Here is a 19,588-nt window from a genome sequence, read left to right on the forward strand (position 1 = left end):
CTACCCGCCGGCCGGACCCGGCCGGGAGCGCCATGGCCATGACGTTGATCGCAGGGCGGTCCTCGGCCGCACACAGGGCCCGTCCGTCGCGTCGTCCCGGTGGACGTCGCCCGGCGACCTCACCCCTAAGGCACCTCAGACCACCTCAGGCGAGATACGCCGTCGGGCCTGAGGTGGTAGCCGCCCAGAACCTACCTGCTCGACCGATGCACCACGCGCCCACTCAGCACGAGAGTGAGGATCACAGCGGGCACCACGTCCGCGGCCGACGAGCACGAACGGGGACGACCATGAACGAGATGTACGTGATGGGCTTCGAGACCGAGGTGGCCTACCGCCAGCAGCAGGTCCGCGCGGACTACGACCACCACGAGAACGTGCTGATGCACTGGCTCCGCAGCCACCGCCTGGGGCACAAGACGCACAGTACCCACGCGAGCACCACAGGTCAGACCGGATGACGGAGCCCTCCTCCGGTCGGGTGGGCCGAGGTCGACCATCGCCCTCGGCGCCACCGGGCTACCGGTTCCCGGCCGGACCGGAGGAGGGGTTCGTCACACCGGTCGGCGAGTATCAGGAAACGTCGTGGCAGACGTCACAGGCCGCTGCGAGGATGGGCAGTATGCCGCGCCCCTCCCAGGCCCACTTCGTCGCACGACAGCACCAGCTCGACGTGATCGCCGCAGCGGTGGGCCGCGCTGCCGCCGGGGACCCCGGTGCGATCCTCCTCGGCGCCGACGCCGGGGTCGGCAAGTCGCGCCTCCTGGTCCGTGCCGCAGAGCTCGCCCGGGGCACGGGGGCAACCGTCGTCGTGAGCCACTGCGTCGACCTCGGCGACGTCGGCCTGCCCTACCTGCCGTTCACCGAGGCGCTGTCCGAGCTCCGGTCGAGCCACGAGGTCGTCGACGAGACCATCGACGCGCGGCCCGCGCTGGGCCGCCTCCTCGACGCCGGCCCCTCGTCCCTCGACGGCAACGGCGAGGACCAGGCCGGACGTCTCCAGCTCTTCGAGAGCATCACGGCCGCACTCACGGCCCCAGGGAGGCCCGGGGCCCCGCTCGTCCTCGTCATCGAGGACCTGCACTGGGCGGACCCGTCCACGCGCGACGTCCTGCGCTTCCTCCTCGCGCGGCTGCGGGCCGACCACCTGCTCGTCATCGCGAGCTACCGCACGGATGACCTCCACCGTCGCCACCCGCTGCGCCCCGTGCTCGCGGAGCTGCGCCGCCACCCGCGCGTCGACCACCTGGCCCTGGACCCGTTCACGCCGGGCGAGCTCAAGCAGTTCACGACCGCCGTCGCGGGCAGGTCGCTGCCCAAGAACGACTTCGAGCGCGTCATGAAGCGCTCGGAGGGCAACGCGTACTTCGCCGAGGAGCTGGTCGAGGCCGGCCCGCAGGCCGACGCCCTGCCCTGGTCGCTCGCGGACGTCCTGCACGCTCGCCTCGAACAGCTCGAGCCCGACGTCCAGCAGCTCGCCCGCATCGCGTCGCTCGCGGGACGCGTGGTCGCCGAGCCCTTGCTGCGCGCCGTCGTCGGGCAGGACCTGGGCGTGTTCTCGCTCGGCGGCCTGCGCTCCCCCGGCGGGCTCCCGACCCGGGGCGCGCTCGACCAGGCGTTCGACGCGACGCTCCGCGAGGCCGTGGCCCACCACGTGCTGACCGTCGACGGCGGCAGGATCGCGTTCCGCCACGCCCTGCTCGCCGAGGCCATCTCGGCCGACCTCCTGCCCGGCGAGCAGGTCGCGCTGCACCGCGCGTACCTGGCCGCGCTCACCGAGGACCCGGCGCTCGGCTCGCCCGCGCAGCGGGCCCACCACGCACTGTCGGCGCACGAGACGACGACGGCGCTCGTCGCGTCCCGCGAGGCTGCGCGCCGTGCCGGGCGGGTCCTCGCGCCCGCCGAGGAGCTGCGGCACCTGGAGCAGGTCCTGCGTCTGTGGGACGTGGTGCCCGAGGCCGCGGACCTGCTCGGCGAGGACCGCGTCGACGTGGCCGTCGCGGCGGCGTCCGCGGCGAGCCGTGCGGGCGAGCCGGACCGCGCGGTCGCGATCGCGCGCAAGGTCGTCGAGATGACCGCGGAGAACCCGCTGCGGCAGGCGTCGCTGCGTCACGTGCTGTCCCTGCACCTGCTCGGGATCGAGCACGTCGAGGAGGTCATCGAGCACACGGCCGCGGCCCTCGCGGTGCTGCCCACCGAGCCCCCGTCGAAGGACCGGGCGTGGACCCTCGCGACCCGCGCCCGCGCCGCGATGAACCTCGACCGGGCAGACATGGACGTGGTCGCCCAGGAGACCGCCGAAGAGGCCATCGCGGTGGCCCGCGCGATCGACGCCCCCGACGTCGAGGCCGACGCCCTGACCACGCTCGCGGTGCTCGAGGTCGACGACGCGGACCGCGCCGCCCAGCTCCTCGCCAACGCGCGCGAGCGCGCCCAGGCCGCGGGCGACCTCCTCACGGAGATGCGCTGCTGGTACAACATCGCGGCCAACCGCTACTACTCGGGGGACCTCGAGCAGGCCCTCGTCGAGGCGCACACGGGGCTCGAGCACGCGGTCGCGGCGGGGCTCGGCTGGAACGGGTACGGGGTCGAGCTCCGCCTCTTCGGCGAGCTCGTCCGGTACGCCACGGGCGACCTCCGCCCGCCGCCCACGTCCCCCGACCCCATGCCCCCGAGCGCGGTCGCCGCGCTCTCGGCTGCCCAGCTCTACGCGGCCGTCGCGCGCGGCGACGAGGGCGTGATCGAGCGCGCCCGCGCGCTGCGTCCCGAGTGGCGGCGCGACGGGCAGATCGCGCTCATCGCGGGCGGGTGCATGATCGACGCGCTCGTCTGGACGGGCCAGCGCGAGGAGGCCCTGGCGCTCGCGCAGGAGCTCATCGTCTACCTGGGCCGCACGTGGAGCGACTACTTCCTGGGCCGGATCTGGATCTCGGCGCTCGCCCTGACGGCGCTGGCCGACGCGACCGAGGAGCGCCGCCTCGTGGGCGCCCCCGTGGACGACCTGGTCGCGCAGGGCGACGCCCTCCTCACGGCGGCGGAGACCACGGCCCAGCGGGGACGTCCTCGCGGTGGCCAGCTCGGCCCCGAGGGCATCGCGTGGCTCGTGCGGGCCCGCGCCGAGCACTCCCGCCTCACGGGGACGAACGACCCGCTCCTGTGGCAGGAGGCCACGGCAGCGTTCGACTACGGCTACCGCTACGAGATCGCGCGGTCCCGCTGGCGCTGGGCCCAGTCGCTGCTGGGCGTCGGGGACCGCGAGGGCGCCGCCGCCCAGGCGGGCGAGGCTCTCGAGGAGGCCGACGACATGGGCGCCGCGCCCCTCGCGAGCGCGCTGCGGGACCTCGCGCGCCGCGGGCGCCTGGACCTGCCGGGCCTGCGCCGCGGCGCCACGACCGTGCTGACGGACCGCGAGGAGGAGGTCCTGCTGCTCGTCGCGCAGGGCCTGACCAACCGGCAGATCGGCGAGCGCCTGTTCATCAGCGGCAAGACCGTGAGCGTCCACGTCTCGAACGTCCTGGCCAAGCTGGGCGCCTCGGGCCGCACGGAAGCCGTCTCGATCGCGCACCACCGGGGGCTGATCGAGGTCTGACGGCGGCACGTGTGGTTCGCTGGTCGCCATGAGCGCCCCGGCCCCTGGCACCCTCGTCCTGCTGCGTCACGGGCAGAGCGTCTACAACGCGGAGAACCGGTTCACGGGCCTGCTCGACGTCGACCTCTCCGACCACGGCGTCCGCGAGGCCGAGCGGGCGGGCTCGGAGCTCGCCGCGGCCTGTGCGCAGGACCCGACGCTCGTCCCGCGCCGCGTGCTGACCTCGCCGCTCGTGCGTGCCTCGGCGACCGCGGCGATCGTCGCGGCGCGACTCCCGGGGCCGCCTCCCCTGGTCCCCGAGTGGCGGCTGGTCGAGCGGCACTACGGCGCGTTCACCGACGACCTGCGCGAGTCCGTCCGGGCCGAGTTCGGCGAGACCGCGTACTGGGAGTACCGGCGCTCGTTCGACCACCGGCCGCCGCCCGTCGAGGAGGGCAGCGAGGCCGCGGCGGCCGTCGCGGACACCTTCTCCCGCCTGCCCGACGCCGCCCGGGTCGGCATGCGCCGCGACACCGAGTCGCTCGCGGACGTCGTCGACCGCCTCGCGCCGCTGTGGGCGACGGTGCGCCGGGCCCTCGACCGCGGCGAGAACCTCCTCGTCGTGGCGCACGGCAACTCGCTGCGCGCGTTCGTCATGCTCGTCGACCGGCTCACGGCCCCCGAGGTCCAGGTCCTCAACGTCCCCACGGGCCTCCCGCTCGTCTACCGCTTCGAGCGCCAGGTGCCCGACGACGCCGCGCACCCGGGCGGGGAGCCCGACCCGGGTGCGCAGCCGGGTGCTCAGGCGGCCGCAGCCCACCTCGTGCCCGTGCACCGCGGCGGGCTCTACCTCGACGCGGACCGTGCGGCGGCCGAGCTGGCCGACCTGGAGCGGCGCGGCGGGACGTGAGTCACGAGCCCACGCGCAGGCCTCCGTCGTCCGAGGGGCTCCTCTCCACCTTGCAGTAGGTCAGGTCAGCGGTGCTGGTGATGATGCGGTCCTCCTGCTCGGTCGTGAGGCCCTCCCGGAAGGACCCCTCGGTGGCGTCGTCGGCCGCGCGGCACCGGAACAGGACCTGGTCGCCGCCCGCGTCCAGGACGGCGACGTCCTCGTACGGCCCGGTCGCAAGGAGCGCCGCCCACCGGGGATCCTGCTCCTGGCTCTGGATCGCGACCCGGCTCTGCGCGTCGTAGGACACCGCGCACCCGTCGACCAGCTCCGTGCAAGCCCCCGTCGTCCGGGGGCCGTCCCCGGACGAGGCCGTCATCCGGGGTTCGAACGCGGTCTCCCCCGTCAGCGCGAGAGCAAAGGGGGCCTGCGCCCGCTCGGGGATCGTCAGCGTGGGGACGAGCAGCAACGTGCCGGTCTTCCCGTCGGCCTGTGTGATGGGCTCCCAGGACGAGACGAACGCGCTCGGCTCGTCGTCGAACAGCTCGTTCGTCGCGGCGCCGAAGACGAACTCGCCCCCCTCGGTTTCGACGACTGCGGCGGAAGAAAGGACCGGCACGAGGACCGTCGTCGGTTCGGCGCCTGCTCGGAGCCGTCGGAGCTCGGCCTCGTCCCCGGCGACCACCTGGAAGCGCTGTGTCTCTCGCGGTGCGTAGCCGAGATCTGCCATCTGCTGGATGTAGGCAGGATCCTTGGGGTCCTGCGACGGCTCGGCCCCCTCTGCCACCGCGGCATCGAGGATCTGCCCGGTCCGCGGGTCGATCGAGACGGTCGCGTCCTCGAACGGACCACCGGCCGAGAACTCGACCGTCGAGATGATGAGGAACCGGTCGCCGTGCGCACCGGTCTCGATGCCCGTGTCGAGCACGACGGTCTCGTCCGGCAGCTCGTAGGCCGCCGCCTCCGCCACGGCCGTGATCCCGGGAGCGATCTCTCGATGCACGATCTCGGTGCTCAAGGTCTCGTAGGCCGCCGCGGGGTCGAGCTCGTGAGCCACCTGGCTGGGGAGGCCGCTCGCGACCCCGACGCCCAGGACGGCGAACACTGTGAGCACCGCGGTCCTGGTGACGGCCCGCCGGGCTGTGGCCTTGCGTCGGCTCGTGACGAGCACGACGGGCAGGTCGAGCGTCGAGGGCGGGACGGAGTCGGCCGCAGCGTGCAGACGGTCGAAGAGATCGTCGTGCGGTCCGGTCATGAGGAGCTGCCCTTCCGGGAGGAGTCGTCGAGGATCGCGCGGAGCCGGGCGAGCGCCCGGGACGCGGTCGACTTCACGGTGCCGACCGGGATGCCGAGCTCTGTGGAGACCTCGGTCTCCGAGAGGTCGAGCATGTGCCGCATCACCACGACACGGCGTTGCTTGAGGGGGAGCTGCAGGAGGGCGCGGACGACCAGGTCGCGGTCGTCCACGGTGGCGGGCGCCGCACCCACCGAGGAGCCGGCGCGCGGCGCGTCGGTCGTACCCTCGGAGTGGTCGCGGAGGTCGTCCGGGCCGGACAGCACCTCGCGGCGGGTACGCCGCCACGTGTCGACCCGCAGGTTCGCGAGGATCCTGCGCGCGTAGACGATCGGGTCACCGTCGCGGGCCCTGGACCATGCCCGGTACGTGCGTTCGAACGTCTGCTGCGTGAGCTCCTCGGCGCGGTGCTGGTCGCCGCACAGGAGGTAGGCCATGCGGTGCAGCGGGCCGACGGCCTGCTCCATGAACGCCGTGAACTCGGCGTTCCGGCTCGCACGCAGGATCACGCCGCCGCCCTCGCCCTCCTCGGCGGGGAACCCCTCGTCGAACTGCTGGTCGAAGAGGTCCGGTGCGCCGTCGTCGGGCACTCGTCGCGGACCGCCCTGCAGGTCGCCGCCGCCCACGAGCGGCAGGACCGCCGTCACGGCAGCGCCCCGGGCACCGAGGGCCGCAGTTCTCCGGTCGAGGGGCCCGTCCGCCGGGACTCGAGCAGCTCGACGTCCCGTGTCAGGCCGTCGCGGACGTGCCTGCCCAGGAGCGATCTCTGCTCGGGCGTGAACCTGCTCCGGTCGCCTGCCACGGGTCCTGGCGTCCCGTGCTCCAGCCGGTCCAGGGCCACGATGCGGTCGAGCAGTCCGAGGATCTCGGCCCGTTCGGCCCGGCCGGACAGGTGCACGGCCACGACCCGGTCCGCGAGCGCCCGCTGCGCATCGAGGACGCCGAAGCGCGAGCCGTCCAGGAGCACCGTGCCCAGCGGTCTGCGCACGACCAGCCACCCCCTGTCGTCGTCGGTCGTCACGACCCGGGCGCCGCGTACCGTCACGCGGTGCGACACGAGCGACCACCGGACGATAATCGCGCACACGGGCAGCGCGAGAGCGAGGAGGACCACGCTGAGGACGGGTTGTGGTGAGGGCCAGGTCAGGCCGACCGCGAGGAGCGAGCCCCCGAGGCTCGCGACGACGACGACCGACCCCGCCGGCCCGCTGCCCAGCCTGTCCCGGAGCCGCCCCCTGACGGCTCGAGACCTCGCTGTCGCGGGTCCGGACGACGCGTTGGTGCCCCCTGCCCCCCGTGCGCCGGAACCTCTCGGCGGGGGTCGGTACGTTGTCCTCACGACCAGTACACGCAGCCGAGGGCACGAAGGTTCCACCCGGCCGGGTCCCAGTTCTTCCCCCGGGTGCTCACAGGCTCCGCCGAGGTTCCTCGCACGCGCCGCACACATAACCTACGCATCCGTAGGTTACGGTGTAGTAGTGAACACCTTGGCAAAGCAGCCCTGGCTGAGTCGGTACTCCCCAGGGGTTCCCGCGACCGTCGACGTCCCCGACGAGCCCGTGACCGCGGCGCTCGCCCGAGCGGCTGCCCGCTGGCCCGACCGGGTCGCGGTCGACTTCTTCGGTGCGACCGTCACGTACGCGCACCTGGCCGAGAAGGTGGACCGCGCCGCGAGCGCCCTGTCCACGCTCGGCGTGGGGCGTGGCGACCGGATCGCGCTCGTCATGCCCAACAGCTCCTCGCACCTCGTCGCGTTCTACGCCGCGCTGCGCCTGGGTGCGACGGTCGTCGAGCACAACCCCACCTACTCGTCCGACGAGCTGGCCCACCAGCTCGCCGACTCGGGTGCGACCGTCGCGCTCGTCTGGCAGAAGGCCGTCCCGACGGTCCTCGCCGCGAAGCCGGGCACCGGGCTGCGCACGGTCGTGTCGGTCGACATCGCCCGTGACCTGCCCCTCGTCAAGCGCATCGCGCTGCACCTGCCCGTCACGGCGGCGCGCACGCAGAAGGCCGCGCTGCGAGGCCCGGCGACGGCAGGCGTCCCCGACTTGCACCGGCTCGTCGCGAGCGCAGGTCCGCTCGACCCGTCGACCCCCCAGCCCGAGGCCGACGACGTCGCCCTCCTCCAGTACACGGGCGGCACGACGGGCACGCCCAAGGGCGCGGTCCTGACGCACCGCAACCTCGTCGCGAACACCGTGCAGGGCCAGGCGTGGGCGTCGTTCCGCGAGGGCGAGGAGACCGTCTACGGCGTCCTGCCGTTCTTCCACGCGTTCGGCCTCATGTTCTGCCTGACCCTGCCCGCGCGCATCGGCGCGACGCTCGTCGCGTTCCCCAAGTTCGACGCCGAGTCGTTCCTGGCCGCGCAGAAGCGTCGCCCCGCGACCTTCCTCCCGGGCGTCGCGCCCATGTTCGACCGCATCGCCGCCGCGGCCGCCAAGGCCCGCACGGCGGGCAAGCCTGTCGACCTGCACTCGATCCGGCTCGCGTTCGCGGGGGCCATGCCCATCAGCCCGACGACGGCGCGCACCTGGGAGGAGGCGACCGGCGGCCTGCTCATCGAGGGCTACGGCATGACCGAGACGTCCCCCGTCGCGCTCGGCAACCCGGTCTCGGCCGACCGCCGCCCCGGCACGCTCGGCCTGCCGTTCCCGAGCACCGACATCCGGGTCGTCGACCAGGACGACCCGACCAAGGACGTCGAACCGGACGAGACCGGCACGGTCCGCGGCGAGCTGCTCATCCACGGGCCGCAGGTCTTCCAGGGCTACTGGAACCGCCCCGAGGAGACGGCTCACCAGCTCCTCGACGGCGGCTGGCTGCGCACGGGCGACGTCGTGACCGTGGACGCGGACGGCGTCGTCACGCTCGTCGACCGCATCAAGGAGATGATCATCACCGGCGGGTTCAAGATCTACCCGTCGCAGGTCGAGGACCACCTGCGCCTCATGCCCGGGATCCGGGACGTCGCCGTCGTAGGACTGCCCGGCGAGGGCTCGGACGAGCGAGTGGCCGCGGCCGTCGTGCTCGACGAGGACCAGAGCACCGCGAGCGGGCTCCCGATCGACCTCGCGGCCGTGCGCGAGTGGGGCGAGCAGAAGCTCGCCCGCTACGCCCTGCCCAAGCACCTGTTCGTCGTGCCCGACCTGCCCCGCTCGCAGATCGGCAAGGTGCTGCGCCGCGTCGTCCGCGAGAACGTGCTGGGCAAGCCGACCGAAGGCGACGGGCCGGGGCACCCGACGGGCGGCGCGGCCCCGACCGCCTGACGGTCCTCTCCGTCCGTCAGGGAGCCAGCAGGTCCCGGACGTGCGCCGCGATGTCGTCACGTACGAGCCGCATGCGCTCCATGCCTTCGATCCCCCGGAGCGAGGGCTCGTCGGTGTCCCAGACCACGACGGGCGTCCCGTCGTCGGTGGTCACCTGCGCCTCCCGGCCGAGGACGACCACGACGTCCGCGGCCGCGACCAGCTCGGGGGTCAGGGGCTTGGGGTGCTCGCCCGACAGGTCGACGCCGACCTCCTCGAGCGAGGCGACCGAGAGCGCGTTGAGGCTCGACCCCGGGGAGGTCCCGGCCGAGTCGACCTGGACGTCGGGCGCGATCTTCCGGGCCAGCCCGGCGGCCATCTGCGACTTGCCGCCGTTCTTGACGCAGACGAACAGGACGGATCGGGGGGTGCTCACAGGGGTCCTCCTGGTCGTCGGCCGACCGGCCGTGGCCAGGCCCTCCGTGGGCCGTGCCGGTCACGAGACCCAGGCTACCGGCGTCTCGTGGCGCACCCCCGAGGGTGCGCCACGAGAGCCCCGAGGTCACCAGGCCGGGTCGTCCATCGAGAGACCCTGCGACGTGAGGTAGGCCTGCGACGCCGCGAGCGCCGCCTGCTCGACCGAGCGGCGCTGCTCGAGCTGGTCCCCGGCACGCGCGATGTACTCGGACTGCCCCGCTGCGTCGACGTCCGCGAGGCGCTGGACGACGTCGAGCTCGTCCTTGCACCCGACGTCGATCCTGCCGATCCGCACCTGCTCGTCGAGCGAGGCGCCCACCGCGGCAGGGGGCACCATGCCCTGGCCCTCTGCCGGCGGCTCGACGCCCGCGTCCGTCAGGCACTGCCGCCACTCCGCGAGCACGGCGCGTCCCTCGCCCGTGGTGTCGTACTGCGTCCACCCCGTGGGAGCGGACTCCTCGAACTGGCTCGGGTCCCAGTCCAGTCCCTGGGCCCGGATCTCGCCCAAGCACTCGGCCCGACGCGCCTCCGCGGGGCCGGACGACCGGAAGACGTTGGGGTCGACCTCCTCCTGGACCCCGTACCCCGTCTGCTCGAGCGTCTCGAGCCGCCACGCGCCGTACCTCTCCGCGTTCCCGTTCCCGGGCGGCACGCGCACCGGACCGACCAGCTCGAGGGTGTCCCCGAACCCGGCCTCGGTCAGGCAGCTCGCGAGATACACCTCGCGCGCGGACGTGATCGTCGCGTGCTCGTGCCGCCCCAGGAGGACGGAGTCGAGAGGCAGCGTGATCGTCCCGCTCGCCTCGTCGACCACGGCCCCCTGCGCCTCGACCGTCCCCGGGCCGGCAGGACTGACCGGTGCGGTCGGGCTCGGGCCGCTCGCGGCCGGCGCGAGCGTCGTCACCGGCGCGTCACCGGCCCCGCCGGCGCCCAGGTACAGGCCCGCGCACAGCACGCCGACACCCATCGTGGTGCCGCTCGCCCGCAGCACCCGACGCCGTCGCCCGCGTCTGAGCACCTCTGCCCGGTCGATCGGCACGGGCGGGACGTTCCCCGCCATGGTCCGCAGCCTGCTGACGAGCAGCTCGTCGTCGTTCATCGTGTCGTCTCCTTCGAGGTGGTCGGGGCGTCCGTCGTCGTGAGCAGGACGCGAAGCTGAGCGAGGCCGCGCGAAGCGGTGGACTTCACGGTTCCCAGGCTGATGCCGAGGTCGTCCGCGACCTGCCGCTCGGGCAGGTCGAGCAGGTAGCGCAGGACGATCACCCGACGACGACGCACGCTCAGCTGGAGGAGCGCCTGCACGAGCTCCTCGCGTTCGGCGTGCGCATGCTCGCTGGAGGACACCTGCAGCGGGGGCAGGTCCTCGGGTGGGAGGAGCTGCTCACGGCGGTGCTTGCGCCACGAGTCGATCCGCGCGTTCGCGATGACCCGTCTCGCATAGGCGAGCGGGTCGGTCGCCTTGGCCCGAGGCCACGCCACGTACGTGCGCACGAGCGCCGTCTGCACGAGCTCCTCCGCCCTGTGCCCGTCGCCGCACAGCAACCATGCCGTCCGCACGAGCAGCGGCTCTGCCTCTGCCATGAAGGCCGAGAACTCCGCGTCGCGGGTCCGGCGTTCGCTGTGTTCCACAGGGAGCCGGTGGTCCTCGGCGTTGTCGCCCGTCACGAGCGCCCCCTCACTTGTCCATGTCGTCACACCGGAAACACGTGCGACCGGGCACGGAGGTTGCCCGGTCGACCTGGTGGCGGCGGTCGCGGGCAGCGGCCTGCCGCGCTTTCCGCACGGTACAGGCGCCCGGAAGATGCTCACGCACCTCTCCGTCTGACCGCTCGCGCGGCTCGCGTCGCGCGCAGAGGCCACGTCGGCGGACGGGTCAGCGCTCGCCGTCGGGCACGTCGCCGTGGGCCACCAGGACAGGCCACCGCGCGTGGTGCAGGACCGACTGGCTGACCGAGCCCAGGACGGGGCCGAGCACTCTCCCATGCCCCCTCGAACCGACCGCGACGAGCGAGGCCGTGTCGCCCGCGACCTGGGCGATCGCGTCCGAGGGAGTCCCCTCGACGACGAACGTCCGCACCTCGACGCCCTCGTGCGCCTCGTGCGCCGTCTGCGCGGCCGCCTCGACGACGCGCCGCGCCCGATCTGTGGACTCGGTCCGCAACGCGTCCGACCGCGGGACGAGGGGGCTGGTCAGCAGGTCCGCCGCGACGGTGTACGCGCAGACGAGATCGAGCGGCACCCCGCGGACCGACGCCTCCAGCGCAGCCGCCCGCACCGCCGCCGTCGAGTGCGTGGATCCGTCCACGCCGATCACGACCGGACCGTCGCTCCGAGGCGACACCCCGGGCGGGACCACGACTACGGGAGCCGCTGCGTCCGCAGCGAGCCGAGCGCTCACCGAACCGAGGAAGAGCGAGCCGAGCGCCCCGTGGCCGCGTGAACCCACGACGAGGAGCGTGGCGCCGTTCTCGGCCTCCTCCCGGAGGACCGATGCCGCTGCTCCCTCGAGAACCCACGCCTCGACGGGGACCCCGGGAGCCGTCTCGTGCACCAGGTCGCGGGCAGTGTCGAGGGGAACGTCGGGGCCCGGCTCGGGAACGATCGGCGGGAGGCAGAAGCCTCCCTCGAAGACCGGGTCGGACGCGGGACGGCGGCGGGCGTGGATCACGCGCAGAGGCGCTCCTCGCAGGCGGGCCTCCTGCGCGGCCCACGTCAGCGCCTCACGGCTCGTGCTCGAACCGTCGATGCCGACGACGACCGGTGCGATGGTCATGACGTCTCTCCTGTTCCGGCAGGTACCTGCCAGGTCGTGCGGGGGTACGGGTGCGGTTGCGGTTGCGGGCGGAGGGAGCGACCCGGCGGCGTCAGGTCGCTCCGCTCCGCCTCGGCCTCTGGCTATCGGCCTCGCCGACGCCGAGCGATGCCCACGAGCCCTGCCCCGGCGCCGAAGGCGCCCGCGGCGAGGGCCGCCGCGACCGTGCTCGCACCGGTCGTCGCCAGGGAGCCGGTGGGGACTTGCGCCGTCGTGGCGTGCTCCACGGCACGGAGAGAGGTCGGCGTGGCCTGTTCGGACGGCCGCTCGACCAGTGTCACGGTCGGGAAGGACGGGGTCTCCAGGACCGTCGGCGCGAGCGGGACCGCCGGGACGGCGGGCTCGGGAATCTGCTCCGGCTCGGGCTCCGGCTCCGGCTTTGGCTCGGGCTCCGGCTCGGGAGTCGGCTCGGGGGTCGGCTCCGGCTCGGGGTCCGGCTCCGGGGCGCTGGGCACGCAGAACTCCCAGTCCTTCTCGTCGACCCCTCCTCGACCCGAGTTGTCCTCACCGAAGTGATAGTCGTAACCGTTGGACTCGGTCCACCTGATGCACATCCCTGGCTCCAGCCCGAAGTACGACCAGGGGATGAAGGTCGCACCGATGAGCTCGCGGTGACTGTCGATGCTCACGTTCTGCGCGCCGGGCACGTTGATGTTGACGTAGCCGCTCGCGGGAATCTGGTCGTCGAAGTGCAGTCCGTCGGCCTCCCACCAGAACGGCCGGTAGATGCCGTCGTCCTGGTACCCCGGGGTCACGACGATCCGGTCGCCGTTCGCCTCGCAGTCGGCACAGTCCTGGGCGACGCTCTCCGGGGCCGCCTCGGTCTCTGTTGCTTCCTCGGTCGGGACGGTCGCCTCGCCGGCAGCGGGATCGACGGTATCGACGAGGTCCGTGGGGACCGGCGAGTCTTCGGCGGGCGCCTCGTCGGTATCGCCGTCGGCGACCTCTGCCACGTCCGGGACCTCCTGTTCGGCGCCGGACTCGGTCTCGGTCGTCGTGGCCTGCGCCGAGTCCTGCGCCGCGTCCGGGATCGCGTCGATCACCGACGCGGTGGGGATGTCGACGGCGGCCGCGGTGGGGGACGTCGCGCCCTCCGCCGACGCCTGCGAAGCCACGGGCACCGTGGTGAGCAGCAGCGCCAGGGCTGCCGCCGGCATGGTCGGGTTGTTCATGGTCCACTCCTCTTCTTCTGAGTTCGTCAGGGGTCATGGGGTAGTGCCGGGGCACCGGGCACGTGGAGGGGGCTCAGGCCGCTGCGGGAGCCCCCCGAGCGTGCTGCACGTGGTGCCATCCCACGTCTCGGACAGCGACCGCCAGAAGGCAGGCACGCAGGTAGGCGACCTGCAGGAACATGTCGTACGTGAGCTCCGGCAGCACGAGCGCGGCGAGCAACCGCGCCCTGGGTCCGTTGTCCAACACCGTCACCAGTCGCTCGGCGACGAGCACTGCACCCACCGCGATCCACGCAGGCACGATCCGGAAGGAACCCGTCGCGACGCTGAGCGCGGTGAGGAGCACGAGGGACATGAGCATGAACGCGCTGAGCGCGAGCATGACCTGCTGCCCGACGTAGCGCGCCGTGACCCGGGTCAACCCGTAGCTGCGGAGGTTTTCGAGCATCCCCTTGTACCAGCGCACCCTCTGACGGTGGAGGTCCCGGGCAGTCGGCATGAGCTCGGTCGTGCAGGACATGCTCAGCGGCGACGCGAGCCCGTACCCGAGCGTGCGCAGCGCGAGCGTCAGCTCGGAGTCCTCGGTGATGGCCCCCGGGTCGTACACCGCACCCGGCGGTCCCGGGAGCCGCCCGCCGCGGTGGCGTGCGACGTCCGCGAGCGCCTCGGTCCGGATCAGCGCAGCGGTGCCCGTCAGGACCGCGGTCCGTCCGGTCACGTCGATCTGCACCGCGTATCTCGCGTACTCGTTGGACTGCATCTGCTCGAGCACCGAACGGGGCGGGGTGCCGCGGAAGACGCCACCCACGGCTCCGAGCGCGGGATCCTCGTCGAGGAGGGCCAGGCCCTCCTCGACGAAGGTCGGGGCGATCGACGTGTCGGCGTCGAGGACCAGGACGTTCTCCGCGTCCACGACCGCCAGGGCCTGGTTGAGCGCACCGGCCTTGCGGCCAGTGTTGCCCACGGTCTCCACGACGTCGGCGCCCAGCGCGCGTGAGACCTCGACCGTGCGGTCGGTGCTGTTGTCGGACACGACCAGCACCCGGTCGACCGGACGCGTCTGGGCCCGCAGCGACGCCAGCGTGCCGGGCAGCGCCTCGGCCTCGTCGTGCGCGGGGACCACGGCGACGACCCGAGGCGCAGCCGCGGCCGTCATCGCTGGACGGCGTGCCGCCTGCGCAGCACGCGCGCCGTCGTGACGAGCGCGAGACCCACCACGAGCAGCGTCCACGCAGCCACCACGGAGAATCCCGTCGCCACGGCACCTGTCGTGGCCAGTGCTGCTCCTGCCTGAGTCGTACCCAGCTGGTACACGGTTCCACCTTTCCCTCGTCGGTGGAACCACCGTGCCGCGACGCGGGCGGCACTCAGCCGGGGCATGGCAGGACATGAGCACCCTGGCAGGGGGCACGTGAGCACCACGGTCCGGCGCCCGGTGCCCGGGGGGCGGGCCCTCTGGGTACCTGCCGGGGTGGCCTGGGTCGACGACCCGGCTAGAGCCACCGTCCGATCTCGTCGCGCGAGCCGACACCGAGCTTGCGGAAGATCCGGTAGACGTGGTTGTCGACCGTCCTCTCGCTGAGCACGAGACGCGCGGCCACCTCCCGGTTGCTCAGCCCGTCGGCGACGAGCCTGGCCACCTCGGCCTCCCGAGGGGTGAGCCCCGACGTGTCGGACGTCGCGACGAGCAGGCCCAGCTCGTCCCCGACCTGCTCCGCGGCGGTGCGCAGCCGCGCGGACTCGGCCGTCGCCCGTGCGCTCTGGCCGTCCTCGCGCAGGAGCCTGACGGCCGCCGTGTGGGCGCGCGTGGCGTAGACGACGAGCCGTCGGTCCTTCAGGTCGTCCACACACCGGAGCAGCGCCTCGGGATCGCGCTCCGCCGCGGCGAGGAGGTAGCGGCCGAGGGCCGGGAGCACGGTGCCCTGCGCGCCGAGCGCGAGGGCGGCGAGCCGGGGTGCACGGTCCTGGTCCGGCCAGAGGTCGACGAGCAGCGCGCCGTCGAAGACAGCCGCCAGGACATGCCCCCGGTCCATGAGCGAGGAGACGTCGTCCCATGCCTCCCGGGTGGCCTCGCGGGGGCCCTCCCCGGACGAGAGGGCCAGGACCGCGCGGGGTACGGCGGGGCGTGCGAGCGGGGTGAACGCTCCCACCAGACGCATCGACTCGAGCTGCGAGACCAGCGACCTGGCGCTGCGGACGTTGCCCTCCAGGAAGGACAGGGCCGCCGCGAGCGTCAGCAGTCCCGCGCGGGTGGTCGGCCGCAGGGGGGCGGGCGCACTGATCGCGAAGATGCTCGTCAGGTGGTCTCGCAGGCTCGTGAACCGACCCTGCAGGAACAGGCCCAGGGCTACCACGTAGCCGTGCGGCTCGATCATGTCCCGTTCGAGCGTGCCGCGGGCCTCGTCGAGGAGCCGCATGGACCGGTCGGTCGCGGCGACGATCTGCCCGGAGAGCATCTGCGCCTGGGGCACGAGCGACGCCGCGTCCTGTCTCGGCGACGTCTCGGGAAGGGTCACCTCGGCGAGCTCGTGCCAGGCGTCGACGACGCGACCCTGCGCGAGGAGCGACTCGCCGCGCACGAGCCGCACGACGTCGTCGGACTGGATCAGGATCCCGCCCTGGGCGCGGACGAGGCCGTCGTCCTCCGCTCGCGAGGGCATGTCGTCCGCACGAGGTGCCGTGGGAGCGTCCTGTCCACGCTCGGACCAGGCCGCCGCCTGCTCGGCGTGCCCGCCGACCTCCACGACGAGGCGGACGTGCTGCGCGATGGCGTCGAAGAGCGGGGCCTCGCCGGCCACGTCGTGGGCTGCGAGGTCCGACAGCCCGGTCAGGGCCCCCCGCGCGTCGTGGAGCACGAGCGCTCGGTAGCCCGCTTCCCAGGCCCGCACGAACGCCACGTACCCGGGTGGTTCGACCGCCTCGTGCCTGCGCGTCTCGGCGAGCACCTCGCTGATCCGTTCCGCCGGGGCCCCGTCGACGAGCAGGGCGTCCAGGTAGAGCACCGTGTTGCGGCTGGTCGGCTCGCGCCGCCACGCCTCCCGGTGGACCAGGAGCTGGGTCGCGGCCCGCTCCCGCAGGATGCGGCCGAGGATCGCCGCGGACTCAGGGGACGACGACCAGCCCATGGGCGAGCCCAGCAGAGGCCGTCGAAGGGCCGTCGCCTCGTCGTCGTCCACCGCGAGCGTGGCGCTGATCGCCTCGAGCGCATGGAGCCCCCTCGCCCCGTGCCCGGTGTGCCGAAGGTGCTCGGCGAGCAGCGGCGGGAAGACGACGACGAGCGAGCGGTCCTCCTCCTCGACGAGCCGCACGAGCCCGTGGTCGTCGAGGGTGACGACCACGGGCCACGGGACGAGTCGGCGCACGGTCGCGACCTCGGCCGGGCCGAGCGTCGACAAGATGCCCAGCCCGTCGCGAGCCTCCTCGCCGAGATCCCCGAGCAGGCGCCCGACGGCCACCGTGAGAGCCGGCGTCCAGAGGTCGCGCCGAGCGATCCACCGTCCCTCGAACTCCGTCAGGTGCCCCGCACGACGGGCCTCGAGCACGATCGACCGGGCGATTCCCGGCAGCCCGCCCGACAGGGAGTAGACCCGACCGGCCACGTCGGAGTCCACCTGGCCCCCGAGGACCTCGGACGCCATCCGGTGCACCTCCTCGAACGGCAGCACCGGCATCCACAGCACGGTCGCGTCGCGTCCCAGGAGCACCCGCTCGACCGATCGCTCCCCCGGGAACGGCGGCCGCACGGTCGCCACGACGCTCGCACCGACGCGCCGGACGACGGCAGCGACCACCGCTGCCGACGCGTCGTCCAGGGCGTCCACGTCGTCGAGCACGAAGAGCGTCCGGCCGGTCCCTGCGGCCCGGGCCACGTCCTCCACCGCGGTCGCCAACGCGCCCAGCGAGCCGGTGGGCCCCGTGACGAGACCCGCGAGGACGAGCCCCTCGAGCGGACGGTCCCCCGTCCCACCGGCGCCGGGAACCCGGACCACGTGCCACCCGTCGTCGTCCGCAGCATCGCGGACCTGGTCGAGGAGCGTCGACCGGCCGGAGCCCGGCAGCCCGACCACCGACACCGACGTCCCGGCAGCGATCGCCCGGGCGACGAGGTCGAGCAGGGGCACGCGGGGCGTGGGGAGGCTCATCGACCCACCCTGGGGACCAGGCGCGGCCTGCGGTGTCGCCCGCGCCCGTCGGTCCTCAGCGCCCGATCCCGTCGAGGAAGCGGACGACCCGCTCGGTGAGCAGGCGAGCCGCGTGCTCGTCGTACGAGGGCAGGCTCGCGTCCGCGAACAGGTGCGCGTCCCCCGGGTAGAGGAACAGCTCGGCCTCGCCGGGCGCGGCCTCGACCAGGGCTCGGGCGGCGTCGAGGTCTCCCTCGTCGACGAAGATCGGGTCGGCGTCCATGCCGTGGATCTGCACGGGGACCCCGAGCGGCCAGCCGTCGCCGAACTCCGACGTCGGGATGCACGAGGAGAAGAGCAGGGCTCCCTGTGCGCCCTCGCGGGTCTGGGCGAGCATCTGTGCGGGCACCACCCCGAGCGAGAACCCGGCGAGGACCAGCTCCTCGGGCAGCCCGTCCGCGACCGTCGCGCCGCGGGCGAGGATCGTGTCGAACCCGATCTGCTCGACGTATCCCATGCCGCTCTCGATGTCGGGGAACGTCCTGCCCTCGTAGAGGTCCGGCAGGTGCACGACGTGCCCGGCCTCGCGCAGCGTCTCGGCGAACGCGCGGACCCCGGGCGTCAGCCCGAGCGAGTGGTGGAAGAGCAGTACCTCGGCCATGGGGGCTCCTTCGCGTCACGGGCGCCGGGGAGCGACGCCGCCCTCCCGATCATCGCGCAGACCGCCCACGCGCGCCGGGCGCGGGGGCGCGGGAGGACCGGGAGGTGCGGGAGTGCTGGGTGCCGCACCGGGCGGCGCTGCCTCAGCGACCGACCGGCACCGGCCCCAGCCGTCGCAGCAGCGCCAGGCGGCTCGCCGTGCGCTCGACGTCGAGCGCGACGCCCTCCTCGCCGTGGCGGCGCAGCGTCTCGTCGGGGTCCTGGTGGGCCAGGACGTGCAGCGGCACGTCGCGGTCGCACAGCACGTCGACGAGGTTCGCGAACCGCTGCCCCGTGTCGGGGGCCCGCGCGCTCAGGGCCGGTACGCCGTCGAGCACCACGGACCCGTACCGGTCGGCGAGGTGCAGGACGTCCGAGACCGCGGTGCGCCCCGCGCACCAGTGCTCGAAACCGAGCCACACGATCGCGTCCCGAAGGGCGAGGACAGGGTGCTCGCGCGACCCGACGCGCACGGTCGTCGCCTCGGCGGGCTCGGGGCGTGCGAGGCCGGCGGCCGCGAGCCGGGCGTCCGTCGCGGGCCACACGAACGCACCGCCACGGAATCCGCGCAGGTCCTCGCTCGGCGAGCGCCGGTGGTCGCGGTCGCCGCCGATCTCGACGACGTCGAGGCGCGCGGTCAGCAGGTCGATCGTCGGGACGAACAGGTGGTGGTAGGCAGGGCTCGGCATGAGGCCCGACGGCGGGTAGTTCGACGTCAGGACCACGCGCACCCCGCGCTCGTCGAGGACGCGGACGGCGCGGGCGACGAGCATGGCGTCGCCCGCGTCGTGCACGTGGAACTCGTCGAAGCACACGAGCCGGGCCTCGCCGAGGATCGCGTCGAGCGCGGCGTCGATCGACCCGCGGTGGAAACGCTCGCCGTGCAGGCGGCGCAGGAAGTCGTGGAAGTGGACACGGACGCAGCCGCTGCCGCCGGACCCCGCGACCGTCGCGAGGAACACGTCCATGAGCCAGGTCTTGCCGCGCCCCACGGGCCCCCACAGGTAGAGGCCGCTCAGCGCGTCGGGTGCCGGGGCGTCGAGCCGTCCCGCCAGGGCGTCGAGGGCCAGGACCGCGGGTTCCTGGCCGGGGTCGAGCGAGAAGCCGCGCCGGGCGGCGTCCTGCCCGACGGCGCCGCGCACCACGGTCGGCGGGTCCGCCGGGGCGTCGATCAGGTCCCTCGGTCGCGCCTCGTCCACGCGTCCGAGGGTACGCGACGGGCTCGCGACCGTCCGTCGGAGGTGGCCCGGGCGTGCGCCCGGGCCACCTCTGCCGACGGTCCGTGGACCCGTCAGCCGCTCGCGTGCCCGG

The 19,588-nt window shown here is 73.7% G+C and carries 17 protein-coding genes; 4 read left to right on the forward strand and 13 right to left on the reverse strand.

Going from position 1 to position 19,588, the window contains the following annotated elements; genetic code table 11:
• Positions 1-290 precede the first annotated feature (290 nt).
• The 3 genes from JOD48_RS19035 (at position 291) to JOD48_RS19045 (ending at position 4,478) form a co-directional block, all read left to right on the forward strand.
• Positions 291-461 carry a hypothetical protein gene (locus JOD48_RS19035; protein WP_191790096.1) on the forward strand — a complete coding sequence of 57 codons (171 nt, stop codon included), beginning with the start codon at positions 291-293 and terminating at the stop codon, positions 459-461.
• Between the two features lie 161 nt (positions 462-622).
• Complete coding sequence (locus JOD48_RS19040) at positions 623-3,589, forward strand: helix-turn-helix transcriptional regulator (RefSeq protein ID WP_204810123.1); 2,967 nt, start codon at positions 623-625, stop codon at positions 3,587-3,589.
• A gap of 28 nt (positions 3,590-3,617) precedes the next feature.
• Entirely contained in the window at positions 3,618-4,478 is an 861-nt protein-coding gene (locus JOD48_RS19045) for a 2,3-bisphosphoglycerate-dependent phosphoglycerate mutase (RefSeq protein WP_204810125.1), read from the forward strand.
• A gap of 1 nt (position 4,479) precedes the next feature.
• Here JOD48_RS19045 and JOD48_RS19050 read toward each other — a convergent pair whose 3' ends face one another.
• The 3 genes from JOD48_RS19050 to JOD48_RS19790 are packed head-to-tail and all read right to left on the reverse strand — an operon-like array spanning position 4,480 to position 6,865.
• Positions 4,480-5,712, reverse strand: coding sequence for a hypothetical protein (locus JOD48_RS19050; protein WP_204810127.1), 1,233 nt, complete (start codon positions 5,710-5,712; stop codon positions 4,480-4,482).
• Complete coding sequence (locus JOD48_RS19055) at positions 5,709-6,398, reverse strand: SigE family RNA polymerase sigma factor (RefSeq protein ID WP_307824269.1); 690 nt, start codon at positions 6,396-6,398, stop codon at positions 5,709-5,711. Before JOD48_RS19055 ends, JOD48_RS19050 begins: the two co-directional genes overlap by 4 nt.
• A complete protein-coding gene (locus JOD48_RS19790; protein WP_239527501.1) occupies positions 6,395-6,865 on the reverse strand; it encodes a hypothetical protein in 471 nt (156 codons plus the stop codon). Before JOD48_RS19790 ends, JOD48_RS19055 begins: the two co-directional genes overlap by 4 nt.
• Positions 6,866-7,229: 364 nt before the next feature.
• Between JOD48_RS19790 and JOD48_RS19060 the strand changes: the two genes are divergently transcribed.
• Positions 7,230-9,017, forward strand: a complete 1,788-nt coding sequence (locus JOD48_RS19060) for an AMP-binding protein (RefSeq protein WP_307824270.1) — start codon at positions 7,230-7,232, stop codon at positions 9,015-9,017.
• Between the two features lie 16 nt (positions 9,018-9,033).
• On the opposite strand, the gene JOD48_RS19065 is transcribed toward JOD48_RS19060, so the two are convergent.
• The 10 genes from JOD48_RS19065 to zapE all read right to left on the reverse strand — a co-directional run bounded on the left by JOD48_RS19065 (position 9,034) and on the right by zapE (position 19,476).
• Positions 9,034-9,432, reverse strand: coding sequence for an arsenate-mycothiol transferase ArsC (locus JOD48_RS19065; RefSeq protein ID WP_204810131.1), 399 nt, complete (start codon positions 9,430-9,432; stop codon positions 9,034-9,036).
• 126 nt (positions 9,433-9,558) lie between these two features.
• Positions 9,559-10,572, reverse strand: a complete 1,014-nt coding sequence (locus JOD48_RS19070; protein ID WP_204810133.1) for a hypothetical protein — start codon at positions 10,570-10,572, stop codon at positions 9,559-9,561.
• Entirely contained in the window at positions 10,569-11,138 is a 570-nt protein-coding gene (locus tag JOD48_RS19795; protein WP_307824271.1) for a SigE family RNA polymerase sigma factor, read from the reverse strand. Before JOD48_RS19795 ends, JOD48_RS19070 begins: the two co-directional genes overlap by 4 nt.
• Positions 11,139-11,346: 208 nt before the next feature.
• Positions 11,347-12,246, reverse strand: coding sequence for a universal stress protein (locus tag JOD48_RS19080; RefSeq protein ID WP_204810137.1), 900 nt, complete (start codon positions 12,244-12,246; stop codon positions 11,347-11,349).
• A gap of 122 nt (positions 12,247-12,368) precedes the next feature.
• Positions 12,369-13,457 carry a hypothetical protein gene (locus JOD48_RS19085; protein ID WP_191790087.1) on the reverse strand — a complete coding sequence of 363 codons (1,089 nt, stop codon included), beginning with the start codon at positions 13,455-13,457 and terminating at the stop codon, positions 12,369-12,371.
• A 73-nt stretch (positions 13,458-13,530) separates the two neighbouring features.
• Positions 13,531-14,613, reverse strand: a complete 1,083-nt coding sequence (locus JOD48_RS19090) for a glycosyltransferase family 2 protein (protein WP_204810139.1) — start codon at positions 14,611-14,613, stop codon at positions 13,531-13,533.
• Entirely contained in the window at positions 14,610-14,771 is a 162-nt protein-coding gene (locus JOD48_RS19095) for a hypothetical protein (protein WP_204810141.1), read from the reverse strand. Before JOD48_RS19095 ends, JOD48_RS19090 begins: the two co-directional genes overlap by 4 nt.
• A 179-nt stretch (positions 14,772-14,950) precedes the next feature.
• The gene (locus tag JOD48_RS19990) at positions 14,951-17,599 is read right to left on the reverse strand and encodes a helix-turn-helix transcriptional regulator (RefSeq protein ID WP_204810143.1); all 2,649 of its coding nucleotides are present in this window, start codon (positions 17,597-17,599) and stop codon (positions 14,951-14,953) included.
• Positions 17,600-17,654: 55 nt separating this feature from the next.
• On the reverse strand, positions 17,655-18,239 hold the full coding sequence (locus tag JOD48_RS19105; protein ID WP_191790084.1) for a dienelactone hydrolase family protein: 585 nt from the start codon (positions 18,237-18,239) through the stop codon (positions 17,655-17,657).
• A gap of 142 nt (positions 18,240-18,381) precedes the next feature.
• Positions 18,382-19,476, reverse strand: coding sequence for a cell division protein ZapE (zapE, locus tag JOD48_RS19110; protein ID WP_204810152.1), 1,095 nt, complete (start codon positions 19,474-19,476; stop codon positions 18,382-18,384).
• Positions 19,477-19,588: the final 112 nt, after the last annotated feature.

The organism is Oerskovia paurometabola (assembly GCF_016907365.1).
GTDB classification, from domain to species: domain Bacteria; phylum Actinomycetota; class Actinomycetes; order Actinomycetales; family Cellulomonadaceae; genus Oerskovia; species Oerskovia paurometabola.